At 64.1% G+C, this 18,461-nt stretch carries 10 protein-coding genes; 8 read left to right on the top strand and 2 right to left on the bottom strand.

Translation table 11 applies throughout. From position 1 onward, the window contains the following. Positions 1 to 28: 28 nt before the first annotated feature. The 3 genes from GN331_RS00665 to GN331_RS00655 are packed head-to-tail and all read left to right on the top strand — an operon-like array spanning position 29 to position 2,905. Positions 29 to 1,354 (top strand): NTP/NDP exchange transporter, encoded by a 1,326-nt coding sequence (locus GN331_RS00665; RefSeq protein WP_156639477.1) that lies wholly within the window; start codon positions 29 to 31, stop codon positions 1,352 to 1,354. After that, complete coding sequence (locus GN331_RS00660; protein WP_156639476.1) at positions 1,351 to 2,553, top strand: NAD-dependent epimerase/dehydratase family protein; 1,203 nt, start codon at positions 1,351 to 1,353, stop codon at positions 2,551 to 2,553. Before GN331_RS00665 ends, GN331_RS00660 begins: the two co-directional genes overlap by 4 nt. A gap of 1 nt (position 2,554) precedes the next feature. After that, positions 2,555 to 2,905: a DUF1304 domain-containing protein gene (locus GN331_RS00655; RefSeq protein ID WP_156639475.1), complete on the top strand. Its 351-nt coding sequence runs from the start codon at positions 2,555 to 2,557 to the stop codon at positions 2,903 to 2,905. Here the strand turns inward: GN331_RS00655 and GN331_RS00650 are convergent. Both GN331_RS00650 and GN331_RS00645 read right to left on the bottom strand, forming a co-directional pair. Then, complete coding sequence (locus GN331_RS00650) at positions 2,874 to 3,350, bottom strand: hotdog fold domain-containing protein (RefSeq protein WP_331713312.1); 477 nt, start codon at positions 3,348 to 3,350, stop codon at positions 2,874 to 2,876. The two genes, GN331_RS00655 and GN331_RS00650, sit on opposite strands and share 32 nt — an antisense overlap. Then, positions 3,351 to 5,825 carry an acyl-CoA dehydrogenase gene (locus tag GN331_RS00645; protein WP_156639474.1) on the bottom strand — a complete coding sequence of 825 codons (2,475 nt, stop codon included), beginning with the start codon at positions 5,823 to 5,825 and terminating at the stop codon, positions 3,351 to 3,353. A gap of 182 nt (positions 5,826 to 6,007) precedes the next feature. Here GN331_RS00645 and GN331_RS00640 point away from each other — a divergent pair, with 182 nt between their 5' ends. The 5 genes from GN331_RS00640 to GN331_RS00620 all read left to right on the top strand — a co-directional run bounded on the left by GN331_RS00640 (position 6,008) and on the right by GN331_RS00620 (position 18,382). Then, positions 6,008 to 6,595 carry a TetR/AcrR family transcriptional regulator gene (locus GN331_RS00640; RefSeq protein ID WP_156639473.1) on the top strand — a complete coding sequence of 196 codons (588 nt, stop codon included), beginning with the start codon at positions 6,008 to 6,010 and terminating at the stop codon, positions 6,593 to 6,595. Between the two features lie 69 nt (positions 6,596 to 6,664). After that, positions 6,665 to 8,416: a phosphoenolpyruvate carboxykinase (GTP) gene (locus GN331_RS00635; protein ID WP_156641162.1), complete on the top strand. Its 1,752-nt coding sequence runs from the start codon at positions 6,665 to 6,667 to the stop codon at positions 8,414 to 8,416. Between the two features lie 239 nt (positions 8,417 to 8,655). Then, on the top strand, positions 8,656 to 11,652 hold the full coding sequence (locus GN331_RS00630) for a TonB-dependent receptor (protein WP_156639472.1): 2,997 nt from the start codon (positions 8,656 to 8,658) through the stop codon (positions 11,650 to 11,652). 339 nt (positions 11,653 to 11,991) lie between these two features. Further along, entirely contained in the window at positions 11,992 to 15,006 is a 3,015-nt protein-coding gene (locus GN331_RS00625; RefSeq protein ID WP_156639471.1) for a TonB-dependent receptor, read from the top strand. Positions 15,007 to 15,304: 298 nt separating this feature from the next. Beyond that, positions 15,305 to 18,382, top strand: coding sequence for a TonB-dependent receptor (locus GN331_RS00620; protein ID WP_197426947.1), 3,078 nt, complete (start codon positions 15,305 to 15,307; stop codon positions 18,380 to 18,382). The last annotated feature ends 79 nt before the right edge of the window (positions 18,383 to 18,461 follow it).

Raw genomic sequence — 18,461 nt, 5'->3', positions numbered from 1 at the left:
CCGCGGGCTTTGGGCTAACTTGGATCGCATGAATCGCTTCCGCGGCGCACTGGACGAGTCCCCGCCGTTGTGGTGGTCGATCCTCTACTTTTTCAGCCTGCTGACGGGCTACTACGTTCTGCGCCCGGTGCGCGATGCCATGGGCGCATCCAGCGACGCGGTGGCCGTCTTCCCGCAGGCGTGGGTGGCCTGGGCGCAATCGCACGGGCAGGACATCGGCGACTTCACGCTGCAGGTGCTGTTCACCGGCACGTTCCTCGTGATGCTCGCGCTGCAACCCTTGTACGGCGCGCTCGTCGCGCGCTGGCCGCGGCGCGTGTTCCTGCCGGCGGTGTACGTGATCTTCATCGCGTGCCTGGTCGGTTTCTACGTCGCGTTCCTGCGCGACTGGCCGGGGCGCGGCATGGTGTTCTTCGTCTGGACCGCGGTCTTCAATCTGTTCGCGGTGGCGGTGTTCTGGAGTTTCATGGCCGACGTGTTCGACGACGCGACCGCCAAGCGCTTCTACGGTTACATCGGCGCGGGCGGTACGGTCGGTGCGTTGTTGGGGCCTGCGATCACGCGCGTGCTCGTCGAACGCATCGAGGTGGCCAACCTGATGCTCGTGTCGATCGGTTCGTTGTGCGTGTGCCTGTTGTGCATCTACAAGTTGCGGCCGTGGGCGTTGCGGCGCGAACAGATGCGCGGCGAAGCGACCGGCGAACGCGCGATGGGCGGGTCGATGTGGGCCGGCCTGCGCCTGGTGTGGCAGGAGCCGCTGCTGCGCGCGATGGCGACGCTGATGTTCTTCGGCGTCATGGTCGGCACGTTGCTGTACAACGAACAGGCGGCGATCGTGCGCAACGCGTTCGGCGCCGATGCGGCGCGCGCGACGCGCTACTACGCGAACATCGATCTTGCGATCAACCTGTTCGCGATCACGGTGCAATTGTTGTTCACGCGGACCTTGCTGCGTCGCTTCGGTGTGGGTCCGGCATTGCTGATCCCCGGCTTCGCCGTGCTGCTGGGCTTCTGCGCGCTCGCCGCTTCGCCCTTCCCGATGCTCGTGGCGATCGTGCAGGTCACCACGCGCGGCAGCGAGTTCGCCCTGGGCAAGCCCGGCCGCGAAACGATCTACACGCGCGTGCAGCGCGAATGGCGGTACAAGGCCAAGGCCTTCATCGATACCTTCGTCTACCGCACCAGCGACGTCAGCACGGCGTGGTTGCACAAGGGGCTGGCAGGGTTCGGTTCGCAGGTCGTCTTCACGGCGGGAATCGGCGCCACGCTGGTGTTCATTTTCAGCGCTTGGCGGGTCGTGAAGTTGCAGCGCACACTCCCCGGAGCGACCTTGCCAGGAGACACCCGTCGATGACCACGCGACGCGATTTCATCAAAGCCTCGCTCGCCGCCGCCAGCCTCGCCGCCCTGCCCGTTGGCGCGGCGCGGCGCAAGCCGGCCAAGCCCGTCGAACGCAAGCCGGGAGACCCCATGTCGATCCTCGTGCTCGGTGGTACCGGGTTCCTCGGACCGCACTTCGTCGAAGCGGCGCGCGCCAAGGGCCACAAGCTCACGCTGTTCAATCGCGGCAAGACCAACCCCGAGCGCTTCGCCGGCGATCAGTACGACGACATCGAGCAATTGCAGGGCGACCGCAAGACCGACATGAAGGCGCTGGAGAACAAGCGCACGTGGGATGCGGTGCTCGACACTTCCGCGTACATCCCCGCCGACGTCGCGCGCTCGACCAAGCTGCTCGGCGATCGCGTCGGCCAGTACCTGTTGGTCTCGACGATCTCGGTCTACGCGAAGATGGACACGCCGAACCAGGACGAGAACGCGCCACTCGCACAGCTCGCGAATCCGAACGTCACCGACGTCACCGGCGAAACCTACGGCGGCCTCAAGGCGTTGTGCGAAGCTGCCGCGCTGAAGCAGATGCCGGGCAAGGTCACCGTCGTGCGACCGGGCTTGATCGTCGGCCCCGGCGACAACACCGATCGCTTCACCTACTGGCCCGCGCGCGCCGATCGCGGCGGCGAGATCCTCGCGCCCGGCACGTCGATGGATCCCACGCAGTTCATCGACGTGCGCGACCTGGCGGCCTTCCTGCTGCACCTGCTCGATCAGAAAAGCTTCGGCACGTTCAACGCCGATGCGCCCGCCGGCAAATTGACGATGGGGCAGTTGCTCGATGCGAGCCAGCGCGCGGCGGGCAAGACCTCCACCGTGACGTGGGTGCCCGCGGATTTCCTCGAAAAGCACGACGTCTCCGCGTGGCAGGACATGCCCGTGTGGATTCCGCCGGTGGGCGAATACGCCGGTTTCGGCCGCGTCAGCAGCGCGAAGGCGCAGGCGGCGGGGCTGACGTATCGGCCGCTGGATGTCACGACCGCCGACACGCTCGCGTACTGGCGTGCATTGCCGGGCGACCGGCGCGCGAATCCGAAGGCCGGTTTGTCGATGGCGCGCGAGGCGGAAGTGTTGCAGGCCTGGCACAAGTCGATCGCACCGCCCAAGCCCAAGGCGCCGGCGAAGAAGAAGTCCACTTCGAAGAAAAAGAAGAAGCGCTGACATGTCGCTCTCCGCCCAACTCGTCGTCGCCGTGGTCGCGTTGCTGCACGCGTGGTTCCTGGTGCTCGAGATGTTCCTGTGGACCAAGCCGATCGGCATGCGCACGTTTCGGTTGACGCAGGAATTCGCGGAGCGTTCGCGTGCGCTGGCAGCGAACCAGGGCCTGTACAACGGATTCCTCGCGGCGGGCCTGGCCTACGGGCTGTGCGTGCAGTCGCGCGAGATCGTGTTGTTGTTCCTCGCGTTCGTCGTCATCGCCGGCGCGTACGGCGCGGCGACGGTGAACAAGCGGATCTTCTTCATCCAGGCGTTCCCGGCGATCATCGCCGCGATGCTGGTGTCCTGGCGCTGACCCACATCGCGATCTTCGCGCGGAAGACCGGCGTGCCGGAAGGATCGGTCACGACGACGGTGACGGGCAGTTCGTAACCCTGCGCGTCTTCGACAGGCGCGACATCCGGCGTGGCGACCGCACGCATCGTGCCGGTCGCCTTGCCGAGATATTCGACCGTCATGCCCTTCGGGATCCAGCGCATCGATGCGGGAATCGAAACGTCGGTCATCAACCCGCCGGCGAATTCGGCGAGGTTGCACAACGCGATCGCATGCACCGTGCCGATGTGGTTGGTGACCTTGCGCCGATGCGCGATCGACGCTTCGCACCGGCCCGGCTCCAGCACGGTGATGCGCGGAGAAATGCTCGCGAAGTAAGGCGCGCGCCAGCACACGGCGCGCGCGAACAACCAATGGCCGCCGGGCCAACGCGTGAACCGGCGGTAGAGCGCGAGGACCGACACTCAGGCCGCGAAGCGCGAGCTGTCCACGCCGTGCGCCTGCTCGTAGCCTGCAGAGCGCAGTTCCCAGGCTTCGAAGTCGTCGACGGTGATCGCATCGAGCGTCATCGTGCGCAGTTCTTCGAGTTGCTTGCGTTCGTCGGCGGTGATCCAGCCTTCGCGCACGCCTTCGTCCAGCTGCGACGCGAAGTCGACCGCTTCGATGTCGCTGTTCTTCAGCGCCTTGAGGAACTTGCGTTCGACCGGTTCGGCCAGGACGATCTTCGGCAGGTAGCTGTCGATGCGGCCGGCGGGATTGTGCTCGGTCGGCGTGAGGAACACACCGTCGGCCAAACGCGCGCGCGCATCGCACGGCGTCATCAGCAACGATGCGGCCTGATGGCCTAGGCGATCGCTGGGCGCCTGCGCGCGGCGGCCCCACGGGAAGATCAGCGCCCACAGCAACCAGCCGATCGGGCGGATCGGGAAGTTGCGCAATGCGCCCGACAGGGAGTTCTCGATCTTGTTGATCGCATCGTGGAAGGCCCACGCGAGCAACGGGCGATCGCCCGACGGACGCCCTTGATCCTCGTAACGCTTGAGCATGCTGCTGGCGATGTAGAGCTGGCTGAGCACGTCGCCCAGGCGGCCCGACAGCGATTCCTTGAACTTCAGCTTGCCGCCGAGCAGCAGCATCGAGGTGTCGGCCATCAACGCGAGCGTGGCCGAATAGCGATCGAGCTTGCGATAGAAGCGACGCGTGTACTCATCGCCGGGCGCCTTGCCGATCTTCGCGCCGGTCAGGCCGAACCACAGGCTGCGCACCGCGTTGGAAATCGCGAAACCGATGTGGCCGAACAGCGCGTCGTCGAACTTGTCGATGCGCTCGACCGGATCGGCCAGCTGCGCGGACTTCATTTCCTTCATCACCCACGGATGGCACAGGATCGCGCCCTGTCCGAAGATCATCAGCGAGCGCGTCATGATGTTCGCGCCTTCCACCGTGATGCTGATCGGCGTGGCCTGCCAACCGCGGCCGAGATAATTGCGCGGCCCGAGGATGATGCCCTTGCCGCCATGCACGTCCATCGCATCGAGGATGACTTCGCGGCCCATCTGCGTGCAGTGGTACTTCGCGATCGTCGAAGGCACGGCGGGATTTTCGCCACGCGCCACGGCAGCCGCGGTGGCTTCCGACAACGCACTGATCGCATAGGCCTTGCCGCCGATGCGCGCGAGCGCTTCCTCGACGCCTTCGAAACGACCGACCGACAAACCGAACTGCTTGCGGATGCGCGCATACGCACCGGTGACGACCGCGACGCTCTTCGAACCACCGCTCGCGGTGGAGGGCAGGGTGATCGAACGGCCGATCGACAGGCACTCCATCAACATGCGCCAGCCCTGGCCGGCGTAGTCCTCACCGCCGATGAGCTGTGACAGCGGCACGAACACATCCTTGCCGTGGATCGGGCCGTTCTGGAACGGCGAGTTGAGCGGGAAGTGGCGGCGGCCGATTTCGAGCCCCGGCGTGTCGCGCGGCACGAGCGCGAGCGAGATGCCGATGTCGCGCTTGTCGCCGAGCAGGCCTTCGGGGTCGTACATGCGGAACGCGACGCCGATCAGCGTGGCCACCGGCGCGAGCGTGATGTAACGCTTGTCGAGCGTGAGGCGAACGCCGAGCACGTTCGCGCCGTTCCAGTCACCCATCGACACGATGCCGTAATCGGGAATCGACGTCGCATCCGAACCCGCGAACGGACCCGTCAGTGCGAAGCACGGCACTTCACGGCCGTCGGCCAGGCGCGGAAGGTATTCGCGCTTCTGTTCGTCGGTGCCGTAGTGCATCAGCAATTCGGCCGGGCCGAGCGAGTTCGGCACGCCGACGGTGGACGAGACCACGGTCGAGATCGACGCGAGCTTCTGGATGACCTTGTGGTTCATCAGCGCCGAGAAGCCCAGCCCGCCGTATTCCTTCGGGATGTTGAGGCCGAAGAACTTGTGCTTCTTGCAGTACTCCCACAACTCCGGCGGGAGGTCGGCGCGCACGTGGGTGATGTCCCAGTCGTCGGTCATGCGGCAGAGTTCTTCGCACGGTCCGTCGAGGAAGGCCTGTTCTTCCGCGGTGAGTTGCGGCTTGGGCAGCGAGAGCAGCTGGTCCCAGTCGGGCTTGCCGGAGAAGAGCTGGCCTTCGAAGCCGACGGTGCCCGCTTCGAGCGCGGTGCGTTCGGTGTCCGACAGCGGCGGCAGGATCTTCGTATAGAAGTGGAGCAGGGGCGTGGTGATGCGCGCCTTGCGGAACGCCGGCACGAGCAACGGGATCGCGATCGCGGCGACGAGGATCGCGGCGATGATCGTGGCGGTGGCGTTCGCGCCGGCGATCCAGGCAAGCACGAGCAGCGTTGCGGTCATCGCGGCCCAATAGGCCAGGCGCATCCGATGGTAGGAAGCGAAGCCCCCGGCGAGGAGCAGCAACAAGAAAGGAACGACGACGCTCATCTCGGTCTCCGGTGAACGCGGGTGCGCCCACACTTTAAGGGTTGATCACGACGGCGCCGGCAGGCACCATACGCCAAAGTATGGGCAGGCCTTCGAAGGACTGTCAACGCGTTGGAGGGCAACACGGTGTCCTCACTCCTCGCATACTCTAAGGTAGGCAACCGTACGGTAGACTGCGCGCCATGACCGAAGCCGCCATTCGCAACGAACGCACCCCGCGCCTGAGCGCCGAAGACTGGGCGCAGGCGGCCCTGGACCAGATCGCCGAACAGGGCGTGGCCTCGGTCGCGGTCGAACCGCTCGCCCGGCGCCTCGGCGTCACCAAGGGCAGCTTCTATTGGCACTTCCCCTCGCGCGAGGCACTGCTGGTCGCCGCGCTCGAACGTTGGGAAAAGGTCGAACAGGAAACGGTGTTCGGTTCGCTCGAACCCATCCCCGATCCGCGCGAACGCCTGCGCAAGCTGTTCCACCTCGTCGCGCACGAAGCCAAGTCGCACATCATCTATTCGGAGTTGCTCAAGGCGCTCGACCATCCGGCCGTGCAGCCGGTGATCGTGCGCGTCTCCGAGCGACGCCTGGATTACCTCACCGCCTCGTTCCGGCAGGCCGGCCTGAGCCGCACGGACGCGCAGCATCGCGCGCGCCTGCTGTATTCGGCCTACGTCGGTTTCCTGCAGCTCAACCTGCAGTTGCACCAGATGAACATGCAGCACGACGAGTTCGAAGCCTACGTCGAGCACATGATGTCGACACTCATTCCGCAAGCTTGATCCCACAGGCCCGAGAAAAAAGCACGCATGGCCGCGCAACCCTTTTCCCTTGAAGTCGAGAATTCCACGATGGGCAGCCAGTTGGACGCGTTGAACCAATGGGTCATGGACGTGGCGCGCTTGACGCAGCCCGACCGCATCCATTGGTGCGATGGCAGCGACAGCGAATTCGCGGAGCTGGTCCGCGGCATGGAAGCGGACGGCACGCTGTTGCCGCTCAATTCCGAAACACATCCGGAGAGCTGGCTGCACCGCTCGCATCCGGACGACGTCGCGCGCGTCGAACACCTGACCTTCGTCTGCACGAGCGATCGCGAAGACGCCGGCCCGAACAACCACTGGATGTCGCCGTCGGATGCGCACGCGAAGATGGATGCGTTGTTCGCCGGCTGCATGCGCGGCCGCACGATGTACGTCATCCCTTACTGCATGGGCCCGATCGATTCCCCGCTCGCGCGTTGCGGCGTGGAGATCACCGACTCGCCGTACGTCGTCGCGAACATGCGCATCATGACGCGCATGGGCGCCGCGGCATTGGCGCGCATCGAACGCGAAGGCCGCTTCGTCAAGGGCCTGCATTCGATCGGCGAACTCGATCCGAATCGCCGCTTCATCATGCATTTCCCGGAAGAACTGACGATCCAGTCCTACGGCTCCGGTTACGGCGGCAACGCGCTGCTCGGCAAGAAATGCCATGCGCTGCGCATCGCTTCGCACCAGGCGCGCAACGAAGGGTGGCTCGCCGAACACATGCTCATCCTCGGCGTCGAAAACCCGAAGGGCGAAACGCATTACATCGCCGCGGCGTTCCCGTCGGCGTGCGGCAAGACCAACCTGGCGATGCTGATTCCGCCCGAGGGTTACCGCAACGCGGGCTGGAAGGTGTGGACCGTCGGCGACGACATTTGCTGGATGCGCCCGGGCCCCGACGGCCGCCTGTACGCGATCAACCCGGAAGCCGGTTTCTTCGGCGTGGCGCCGGGCACGTCGGAGAAATCGAATCCGAATGCGCTCGCGACCATCCAGCGCAAGACCATCTTCACCAACGTCGGCCTGACCGAAGACGGCCAGCCGTGGTGGGAGGGTCTCGACGACCGCAAGCCCGCCTTTGATTGGCGCGGCAATGCATACGATTTCAGTGGTCCGGCCGCGCATCCGAATGCGCGCTTCACCGTGTCCGCGCGCCAGTGCCCGAGTTGGTCGCCGAAGGCCGAAGACGCGCAGGGCGTGCCGATTTCGGCGATCGTTTTCGGCGGTCGTCGCGCGTCGCTGGTGCCGCTGGTGTTCGAAGCGCGCGACTGGACGCACGGCGTGCTCGTCGGCGCGGCGATGGGTTCGGAAACCACGGCGGCGGCGACCGGCGCGGTCGGCGTGATGCGCCGCGACCCGATGGCGATGAAGCCCTTCTGCGGCTACAACTTCGCCGACTACTTCGCGCACTGGTTGTCGTTCGACAAGCCCGGCGCGAACCTGCCGAAGATCTTCCACGTCAATTGGTTCCGCAAGGGCACCGACGGCAAGTTCCTGTGGCCGGGCTTCGGCGAAAACCTGCGCGTGCTGGAGTGGATGATCGACCGCGTCGAAGGGCGCGCGTCGGCGACGGACACGCCGATCGGTGCGCTGCCGAAAGCCGACGACCTCCGCCTGGACGGCGTGGCGCTGTCGGACGAAGCGCGGCGCGTGTTGTTCGACTTCGATCGCCCCGGCTGGCAGGCGGAAATCGACAGCCTGGAAGACTTCCTCGCCGAGTTCGGCGAACGCGTTCCCGATGCACTGAAGCGCGAGCAGGGGCGGATCGCGGAAGAATTGCGCGCTTCCTGACGACGATACGGCGGCGGATGCAACACAAGAACGGGCCCTTCCAGGGCCCGTTTTTTATTGGCGCTTCAATAGTTTCCAGCGGTTTTCAGGAAGGGCCCGAACGGCCGGTCAAGTGCCAAATCGTATTCTTTCCGTTTGGATGTTGTGACCAATTCGTTATTTCCCCTATAGTCGAGCAGTCATGTCTCAAAAGTGACAGTGACTTTTCTCTATTACCCAACTTCCCGTGGGGGGAAATCATGGCTTCAAGGCAATTTGCAAAGGGCTTCAAGCGCAGCGCCCTGACGGTCGCGCTTGGCCTGTGCTTCGCCGGCGCCGTCCAGGCGCAGAGCTCCGTCGGTTCGATCAACGGCGAGGCCGCTTCCGGCTCGACCGTCACGATCCAGAACATCGATACGGGCATCACGCGCGAACTCACCGTCGGTGGCGACGGTCGTTTCACGTTCGCGCAGCTTTCGCCGGGTCGCTACAAGGTGACCTCCGGCGGCCAGACCCGCGACGTGCAGGTCAAGGTCGGTACGGGTAGCAGCGTGACGTTCGGTACGCAGGAATTCGGTGCGGTCGAAGTCGTCGGCGCCGCGAGCTTCAACCCGATCGACGTCTCGTCGGTCGAATCCACCACGGTGTTCACCGCCGAGCAGATCGACCAGCTGCCGGTCGCGCGCGACGTGACCAACGTGGCGCTGCTCGCCCCGGGTACCGTCAAGGGCGACACCGGCCTCGGCAACCTCGCGTCGTTCGGCGGCGCATCGGTCGCTGAAAACGGCTACTACATCAACGGTTTCGACGTCACCAACATCCGCAACTTCGTTTCGTTCGCGGATCTTCCGTTCGACGCGATCGGCGAGCAGCAGGTCAAGACCGGCGGCTACGGCGCGGAATACGGCCGTTCGCTCGGTGGCGTGATCAGCATCGTGACCAAGCGCGGTACGAACGAGTGGAAGGCCGGTGCTGCGGTGTACTGGGCGCCGGAATGGGGCCAGGAATCGGGCAAGGACGTCATCACGCGCGATCCGGCTTCCACGCCGGGCACGCCGTTCCAGTACCGCAGTGACGATTCGTCCGACATCCTGCAGTACAACGTCTACGGTGGCGGCCCGCTCATCAAGGACAAGCTGTTCTTCTTCGGCCTCGTGCAGGGCCAGGACCGCACGTACGACTTCTACAACGCGACGACCAGCGAACACCGCGAGTACGACGATCCGAGCGGCCTGATCAAGATCGACTGGAACCTCACGGACAACCACGTCTTCGAACTGACGGGCATCTGGAACGAAGAAACCCGCAACACGACGTTCTACCAGAACCCGGATGGCCAGCGTTACACGGGCGAGCACGGCCTGTTCTCGACCAACTCCACGCTGGAGAACGGCGGCGAAGTGTGGATCGGCAAGTACACCGGCTACCTGACCGACACCTTCACCGTTGCGGCCCAGTACGGTTACCTGCGCAACATCAACAACTTCCAGTCCGAACTGCCCGGTGCCGACTGCCCGGCGATCTACGACAGCCGCGACGCGGACCTGACGCTGAACCCCATCGGCTGCTGGAACGAAGCACAGTTCACCGTGCGTGACCTGGCCTTCGGTGGCGAGCCGAACGAAGACTTCCGCCGCGCCTGGCGCGTCGACGCCGAATGGCAGCTGGGCAACCACAAGCTGCGCTTCGGTATCGACTCCGAGAAGTACACCTCGACCGCCGCGGGTACGTCGTACTCCGGTGGCGAATACTTCCGTTACTTCCGTTCGATCGACATCTTCGGCGAAGACTTCGGCGACGTGGTCCGTCGTCGTACCTCGTTCACGCAGAGCGGTTCGTACGAAGTGATCAACCAGGCCGCGTACCTGGAAGACAGCTGGCAGATCGGCAACGTGCTGCTGTACGGCGGTATCCGTGGCGAAACGTTCGAGAACAAGAACGCCGAAGGCACCACGTTCATCGAGTCCGACACCCTGTGGGCGCCGCGCGTCGGCTTCTCGTGGGACGTCAACGGCGACTCGACGTTCAAGGTGTTCGGTAACGCCGGCCGTTACTTCATCCCGGTCGCGTCCAACACGAACATCCGTGGCTCGGGCTACGAGTACAGCGACGAAACCTGGTACCTGCTCGACGGCGTGAATGCCGACGGCACCCCGCAGATCGGCGAAGTCATCATCCCGACCGGCGTCAACGGCTCGTTCACCCCGCCCGATCCGCGCACGGTGGCGGCGACCAACCTCGACCCGATGTACCAGGACGAATACATCCTGGGCATGCAGATGCAGCTCAACACCAACTGGTCGATCGGCATGCGCGGCATCCACCGCGACGTGAAGGCCGGCATGGACGACTCGTGCTCGCACAACGGGTTCAACCAGTGGGCGGCGGACAACGGCTTCGTGGCCGACTTCGCCACCGACGGCATCGGCATCGACATGCCGGGTTGCTACATCATCAACCCGGGCAAGGACGTCACCATCGCCCTCGACCCGACCAACTCGGGCACGTTGCAGGAATACACCGTCGCGGCCTCGTACCTGGGCCTGCCGGAATACCAGCGTACGTACCAGGCGGTCGAGTTCTTCTGGGAACGCGCCAAGTCCGACAACTGGTACCTGCAGGGTTCGTACACCTACGCCAAGTCGAAGGGCAACGTCGAAGGTTACGTGAACTCGACGCTCGAGCAGGATGACGCCGGCGCCACGCAGGACTTCGACTTCGCCGCGTTCCAGGAAGGTTCGTACGGCTACCTGCCGAACGACCGCCGCCACACGGTCAAGTTGTTCGGCGCGTACGACATCAACGACGAATGGCAGGTCAGCGCCAACATGTTGATCCAGTCGGGTCGTCCGGTCAGCTGCAACGGCTTCATCCCGGTCGGCGCGCTCGGCATCGGTGAACCCGACGCCGGCACCATCGCGCTGTACAGCGGTTCGAGCTTCTACTGCATCGACCCGAACGGCTTCTACCAGGATCCGGACACGGGCGTGCGTTACACCCTGACCAACCGTGGCGACCTCGGCCGTACGCCGTGGGTCAAGACGTTCGACCTGGGCGTTTCGTACAACCCGAGCTGGCTCGAAGGCCTGACGTTGCAGATGAAGGTGTTCAACGTGCTGAACTCTTCGACGGCAACGGAGTTCAACGAGTCCTCGCAGGCCTCGCGCGCGCAGTCCTTCCGCGACCCGGACTTCCTCAACGACGTCAACTACCAGGATCCGCGTTACCTGCGTTTCACCGCACGTTACGACTTCTGATAGACGACCCGTTGGGTTTGCGACACAGGGCCGCCGGCGAAAGCCGGCGGCCTTTTTGTTGCGTCGCGCGAAAAACGTTTTCAGCAGCTGTAGACCGTCGGTCGCGCACTGACCGTTCGTCGGCTGTAACACGGATCAGCCTTCGAACTGAGCAATAAAAAACCGCGCCAATTCAAGCGTTTGTGGGCCTCCACATCGATGAATGCGTCGCGCGTTTTCGTTACGCCATGGGAAGGGACTGGTTAAGGATTTGTTCGAGGTCTATGGTCCGGCCCATTGGCCAATAGTGATGGCCTTCACATTTCTTCTTCTTCGATTCTTCGGCAGGAGGGAATGACCATGGCTTCCACCCGGAACATCGGGCGCCTCAAGCGCACCACGCTCGCAGCCGCACTCGGGCTGTGCTTCATCGGCGGCGTCCATGCGCAGACCAACACCGCGGGTGCGGTGGCAGGTCGCGCACAGGCTGGCGACACGATCACCGTGTCCAACCCCGCAACAGGCTTCACGCGCACGATCACCGTCGGCGGAGACGGCTCGTTCCGTTTCTCGCAGATCCCGATCGGCCAATACACGGTCACGCGTAACGGGAGTTCGCCCAAACAGGTCACGGTGAACGTCGGTACGTCGGCGAGCGTCGACTACGCCGCGCCCGCGGCCGCAGGCGGCCCGCAGGAACTGGAAGGCGTCGAAGTCGTCGGTACGGGCGCGATCAACCCGATCGACGTCACGTCCGTCGAGTCCACCACCATCCTCACCGCCGAGCAGATCGCGAAGATCCCCGTGCCGCGCGACACGACCAGCGTTGCGCTGCTCGCACCCGGCACCGTCCGCGGCGATGCGGTCTTCGGCAACCTCGCCTCGTTCGGCGGCGCGTCGGTGGCGGAGAACGCGTACTTCATCAACGGCTTCAACATCACCAATTCGTTCCGCAACCTCAACTTTGCGCAGGTGCCGTTCGAGGCGATCCAGGAACAACAGATCAAGACCGGTGGTTACGGTGCCGAATTCGGCCGTTCGCTGGGCGGCGTGATCAACCAGATCACCAAGCGCGGTACGAACGAATTCCACTTCGGCGGCAACGTCTTCTGGAGCCCCGAGGATTTGCGCGAAGACGTGCGTAACGCCTACCAGACCAACGGCATCGTGCGTTCGGACAACTCGCAGGACACCGTCAACGACTGGCGCACCAACATCTGGGCCAGCGGTGCGCTGATCAAGGACAGGCTGTTCGCGTACGGGTTGATCTCGTATGGCAAGACGGAAAACAACACGTGGGGCAACAACGTCGCGACGACCAACGTCAATGACGACATCGAGCTCCCGACGTGGTTGTTGAAGTTGGACTGGAACATCACCGACAGCCACATCCTCGAGTTCACCGCGTTCTCCGACAAGCAGGAGAACGAGCAGGGCGTCTACGCCAACCGTCCGGGCGTCACCGAACGCCTCAACCTGGTCGGCACCAACTTCCAGGACCAGGGCGGCGAAAACTACGTCCTGAAGTACACCGGTTACCTCACCGACACGTTCACCCTGTCGGCGCTGGCCGGCCACGGCGAATTCAGCCGCGAGCAACGCCTCGTCACCGCCTCGGGCCTGCCGGTGTCCTACAACGGCGACATCAACTCGACCGCGACGGGTTGCCCGCAGATCGTCGATGCACGCCCCGGCTATCGCCAGGCGCTAACCGGCGTGTACGGCAGCACCTGCAACATCACCAACGGCACGATCGACCGCACCGACTCGGGCGACACGCGCGACCAGTTCCGCCTCGATGCCGAATGGCAACTGGGCGACCACCTGCTGCGCTTCGGCTACGACCAGGACGACTATGAGTCCAAGGCCGGCGTCGCGACGGAAGGCGGCTTCACCTGGCGCTACACGACCGTCGATCCCGACGGCGTCGCCAACAGCGGCGACGAATTCGATCGCGCGCGCCAGCAGTTCTTCCAACAGGGTGCGACGGTCAAGGTCAAGCAGCACGCGTACTACATCCAGGACAGCTGGAACATCACCGACAACTTCATCGCCTATCTCGGCGGTCGCTGGGATACGTTCGAAAACCAGAACGGCAACGGCGATACGTACGTCAAGATCAGCAACCAGTTCGGCCCGCGCCTGGGCTTTTCGTGGGACGTGTTCGGCGACTCGACCTTCAAGGTGTTCGGTAACGCAGGCCGCTACGCGCTGCCGCTGACGCCGTCGGTGGCCGTGCGCGGTGCGTCGGCTTCGTTGTTCAGCCGCGAAAGCTTCGAGTTCGACCAGACGGTGGATCCGGTCACCGGTGCGCCGAACAACCCGATCGCGCGCCCGGGCACCTTCATCTTCCTCAACTCCGAAGACGGCCAGCCGAAGAACCCGCTGACCATCGCGTCGCAGGACCTCGACCCGATGTACCAGGACGAGTACATCCTCGGCTTCCAGAAGATGCTGACGGATCATCTGTCGCTCGGCATCCGCGGCATCTACCGCGAGCTGAAGCAGGCGATCGACGACAACTGCGATTACACCGCGATCCTCGAACAAAGCGACGCCGAAGGATTGACGCCCTTGCTGCCGAATCCCGGCTTCCCGTATTGCCGCATGTTCAACCCCGGCAAGGACGCGGTGTTCGTGACCGACGTGGAAGGCGACGGCGTGCTGCGTACGTACGTGATCGCCGGTGCGCGCCTGAGCCCGCCGGCGAAGCGCAACTACTCGGCGATGGAATTCTTCGTCGACGGCAACTGGGACAAGTTCTTCCTGCAAGGTTCGTACACCTACGCCAAGTCGATCGGTAACACCGAAGGCGGCGTGAAGTCGGACATCGGGCAGAACGACACCAGCGTGACGCAGGACTTCGACTACATCGAGCTGACCGTCGACACGTACGGCTACCTGCCGAACGATCGCCGCCACAGCCTGAAGTTGTTCGGCAACTACGAGATCACGGACCAGTGGTCGGTCGGTGCGAACCTGATCATCCAGTCGGGTCGTCCGGTCAACTGCCTCGGTGTGCTCGATCGCGATCCCACGCGTGCACCGGGCGCGCCGCCGAACGATGCGACGTACGACCCGCATCCGTACGGCTCGTCGTTCATGCGCTGCAACAATTCGCCGGTGCCGCGCGGCACCGCGGGTCGGTTGCCGTGGACGCAGAACCTCGACCTCAACGTCGCGTACGCGCCGTCGTGGGCGGAAGGACTGCAGTTCAAGGTCGATGTGTTCAACGTGTTCGACTCGCAGAAGGTCACGTCGGTGGTCGAGACCGCCGAAGTGCCGGAAACGGGCCTGCCCTCGGAGGTGTACCTGGTCCCGGCGAGCTTCCAGGCGCCGCGCACGGTCCGCTTCATGGTGCAGTACGACTTCTGACGAACGGCTCCGCAATTGCGGGACAGATCGGCCGCCGAAAGGCGGCCGTTTTGTTAACTGCGTAACAAAAAACCAACCAATTGGTTCCGTGCGCCGCCGCACAGCCGGTGTGTTGCACCGCACCATCAGTCAGTGCATTCAAGCACTTAGGCCGTAGTGGCGACTGAATACGAAAATGCAACCTGTGATCCAGGAGAAGGTCTTGTTAAGGATTTGTTTCGACTGTACAGTCGGTCGGTCGCCATTTGCGGCTGACGTCTCACCTTTAGATCAAACACGTCCCTTGGGGGTTTCATCCATGGCTTCTCAGTACCTCACGAAAGGCTTGAAGCGAAGCGCGCTGACCGTTGCACTCGGTCTGTGCTTCGTGGGCGGCGTCAACGCGCAAACGAATACGGCCGGCGCGATCGCTGGTCACGCTTCCGCAGGCGACACCATCACCGTCACCAACCCGGCGACGGGTTTCTCGCGCACGATCACCGTGGGTGCCGACGGTTCCTACCGTTTCTCGGCGCTCCCGATCGGCCAGTACCAGGTTTCGCGTAACGGCGGTGCCGCGCGCAACGCCAACGTCAGCGTCGGCACGGCTGCGAACGTCGACTTCGTGCAGGCCGGTACGGCTGGCGAACTCGACACGGTCGAAGTCGTCGGCGCCGGTGCGATCAACCCGATCGACGTCACGTCGGTCGAGTCGACCACCATCCTGACCGCCGAACAGATCGCGAAGATCCCGGTTCCGCGCGACACGACCTCGGTGGCGCTGCTCGCCCCGGGTACCGTGCGCGGCGACGCGGCGTTCGGCAACCTGGCTTCGTTCGGCGGTTCGTCCGTCGCCGAAAACCAGTACTACATCAACGGCTTCAACATCACCAACTCGTTCCGCAGCCTGAACTTCTCGAACGTTCCGTTCGAAGCGATCCAGGAACAGCAGATCAAGACCGGTGGTTACGGCGCCGAATTCGGTCGTTCGCTGGGCGGCGTGATCAACCAGATCACCAAGCGCGGTACGAATGAATTCCACGCTGGCGGCAACATCTTCTGGTCGCCGGAAAACCTGCGCGAAGACGGCGCGAACGCCTACCTCCGTGACGGCACGCTCCGTTCGGACAACTCGTCCGACACGCAGAACGAGTGGGTCGCCAACGCCTGGGCCAGCGGCGCGCTGATCAAGGACAAGCTGTTCGCTTACGGCTTGATCTCCTACCGCGAGCAGGAAAACGACACCTTCGGTTCGGTCGTCGCTCCGACCAACACCAACGCCACGATCGAAGTCCCGTCCTGGCTGTTGAAGATGGACTGGAACATCACCGACAACCACCTGCTCGAGTTCACCGCGTTCTCGGACGAGCAGGAAACCGACACCGACGTTTACGCCAACGCCTTCGGTTCGCTGCAGCGTGGCCAGTTCCTCGGTCTCAACCACCAGGAACAGGGTGGCGACAACTACATCCTGAAGTACACGGGCTACATCACCGACAACTTCACCCTGTCGGCGCTCGCCGGCCACGGTGAGTTCTCGCGTTCGCAGCGCCTGCGTACGGCGGCTGGCCAGGAAGTCTCGTACGGCGGCAACCTCAACGTGCCGGCTTCGGGCTGCCCGCAGATCGTCGACGCGCGTCCGGGTTATCGCCAGGCCCTCACGGGCGTCTACGGCAGCACCTGCAACCTGACCAACGGTTCGATCGACCGTACGGACTCGGGCGACGAGCGCGACCAGTTCCGCATCGACGCCGAGTGGCAGCTGGGCGACCACCTGCTCCGCTTCGGTTACGACGTGGACAACTACACCTCGGTTGCCGGCCAGTCGATCGAAGGCGGCCGCCAGTGGCGTTATTCGACGGTCAACCCCGACGGCATCGCGAACAACGGCGACGAGTTCGACCGCGTTCGCGAGCAGATCGTCAACCAGGGTTCGTCGAGCGAAGTCAAGCAGCGCGCGTTCTACATCCAGGACGCCTGGAACATCACCGACAACTTCATCGCTTACGTCGGCCTGCGCTGGGATACGTTCGAAAACCTCGACGGTTTCGGCAACACGTTCGTCAAGATCGACAACCAGTTCGGCCCGCGCCTCGGCTTCTCGTGGGACGTCTTCGGTGACTCCACGTTCAAGGTCTTCGGTAACGCCGGCCGCTACGCGCTGCCGCTGACCCCGTCGGTCGCCGTGCGTGGTGCCTCGGCTTCGATCTTCACGCGTGAGGACTACAACTTCACGTCCGTTGGCGGCACGGTGGATCCGATCACCGGCGCGCCGATCGGTGCCGACGGCAATCCGTTCGGCTCGGGCGACGGCAACAGCCGCAACAACTTCCGTTACGTCAACGGCGAGTTCGGCACGGCGAAGAACGCGAACACCATCGCGTCGCAGAACCTCGACCCGATGTACCAGGACGAATACATCCTCGGCTTCCAGAAGGCGCTGACGGATCACTTCTCGCTGGGCGTTCGCGGTATCTACCGTGACCTGAAGGCCGCGATCGACGACAACTGCGACTACACCGCACTGTTCCGCGCCGCTGGCTTCGAGCAGGACGACACGGGCGGTTGGACGGAAGATGGCGGCGCCACGTACGCCGTGCTTCCGGGCGACGGCTTCCCGTACTGCCGCATGTTCAACCCGGGCAAGGACGCGATCTTCCTGACCGACTTCTACAACGACGGCACGCTGCGTTCGACGACGGTGACCGGCTCCACGCTGAGCCCCGACGCGAAGCGTACGTACTCGGCCATCGAGTTCTTCTTCGACGGCAACTGGGACAAGTTCTTCCTCCAGGGTTCGTACACGTACGCCAAGTCGAAGGGCAACACCGAAGGTGGCGTGAAGTCCGACATCGGCCAGAACAACACCAGCGTCACGCAGGACTTCGACTACATCGAGCTGACGACGGACACGTACGGCTACCTGCCGAACGATCGCCGCCACAGCCTGAAGCTGTTCGGCAACTACTCGATCACGGATGAGTGGTCGGTCGGTGCGAACCTGCTGGTGCAGTCGGGCCGTCCGCTGAACTGCCTCGGCACGCTCGACCGCGATCCGGGCCGCGTCCCGGGCACGCCGCCGAACCCGGATTCGTTCGACCCGCATCCGTACGGTTCGTCGTTCATGCGCTGCCTGAACACGCCGACGCCGCGCGGCACCGCCGGTCGTCTGCCGTGGACCACCAACGTCGACATGAACGTTGCCTGGGCCCCGTCGTTCGTCGAAGGCCTGCAGTTCAAGATGGACGTGTTCAACCTGTTCAACTCGCGCAAGGTCACTTCGGTCAGCGAAATCGCCGAAGACGCCGCGACGGGCGACAACCTCTCGACGTACCTGCTCCCCACGTCGTTCCAGGCGCCGCGTTCGGTCCGCTTCATGGTGCAGTACGACTTCTAAGCACCCGCGGTTGATGCAAGCAACATGAGAGCGGCCGCCTTCGGGCGGCCGCTTTTTTTTGTGCGTCGCGCGCGGCCGC

The organism is Noviluteimonas gilva, assembly GCF_009740395.1.
GTDB lineage: Bacteria > Pseudomonadota > Gammaproteobacteria > Xanthomonadales > Xanthomonadaceae > Noviluteimonas > Noviluteimonas gilva.
The sequence above is the reverse complement of the archived record's forward strand: the minus strand, read 5'-3'. Positions and strand labels throughout refer to the sequence as shown.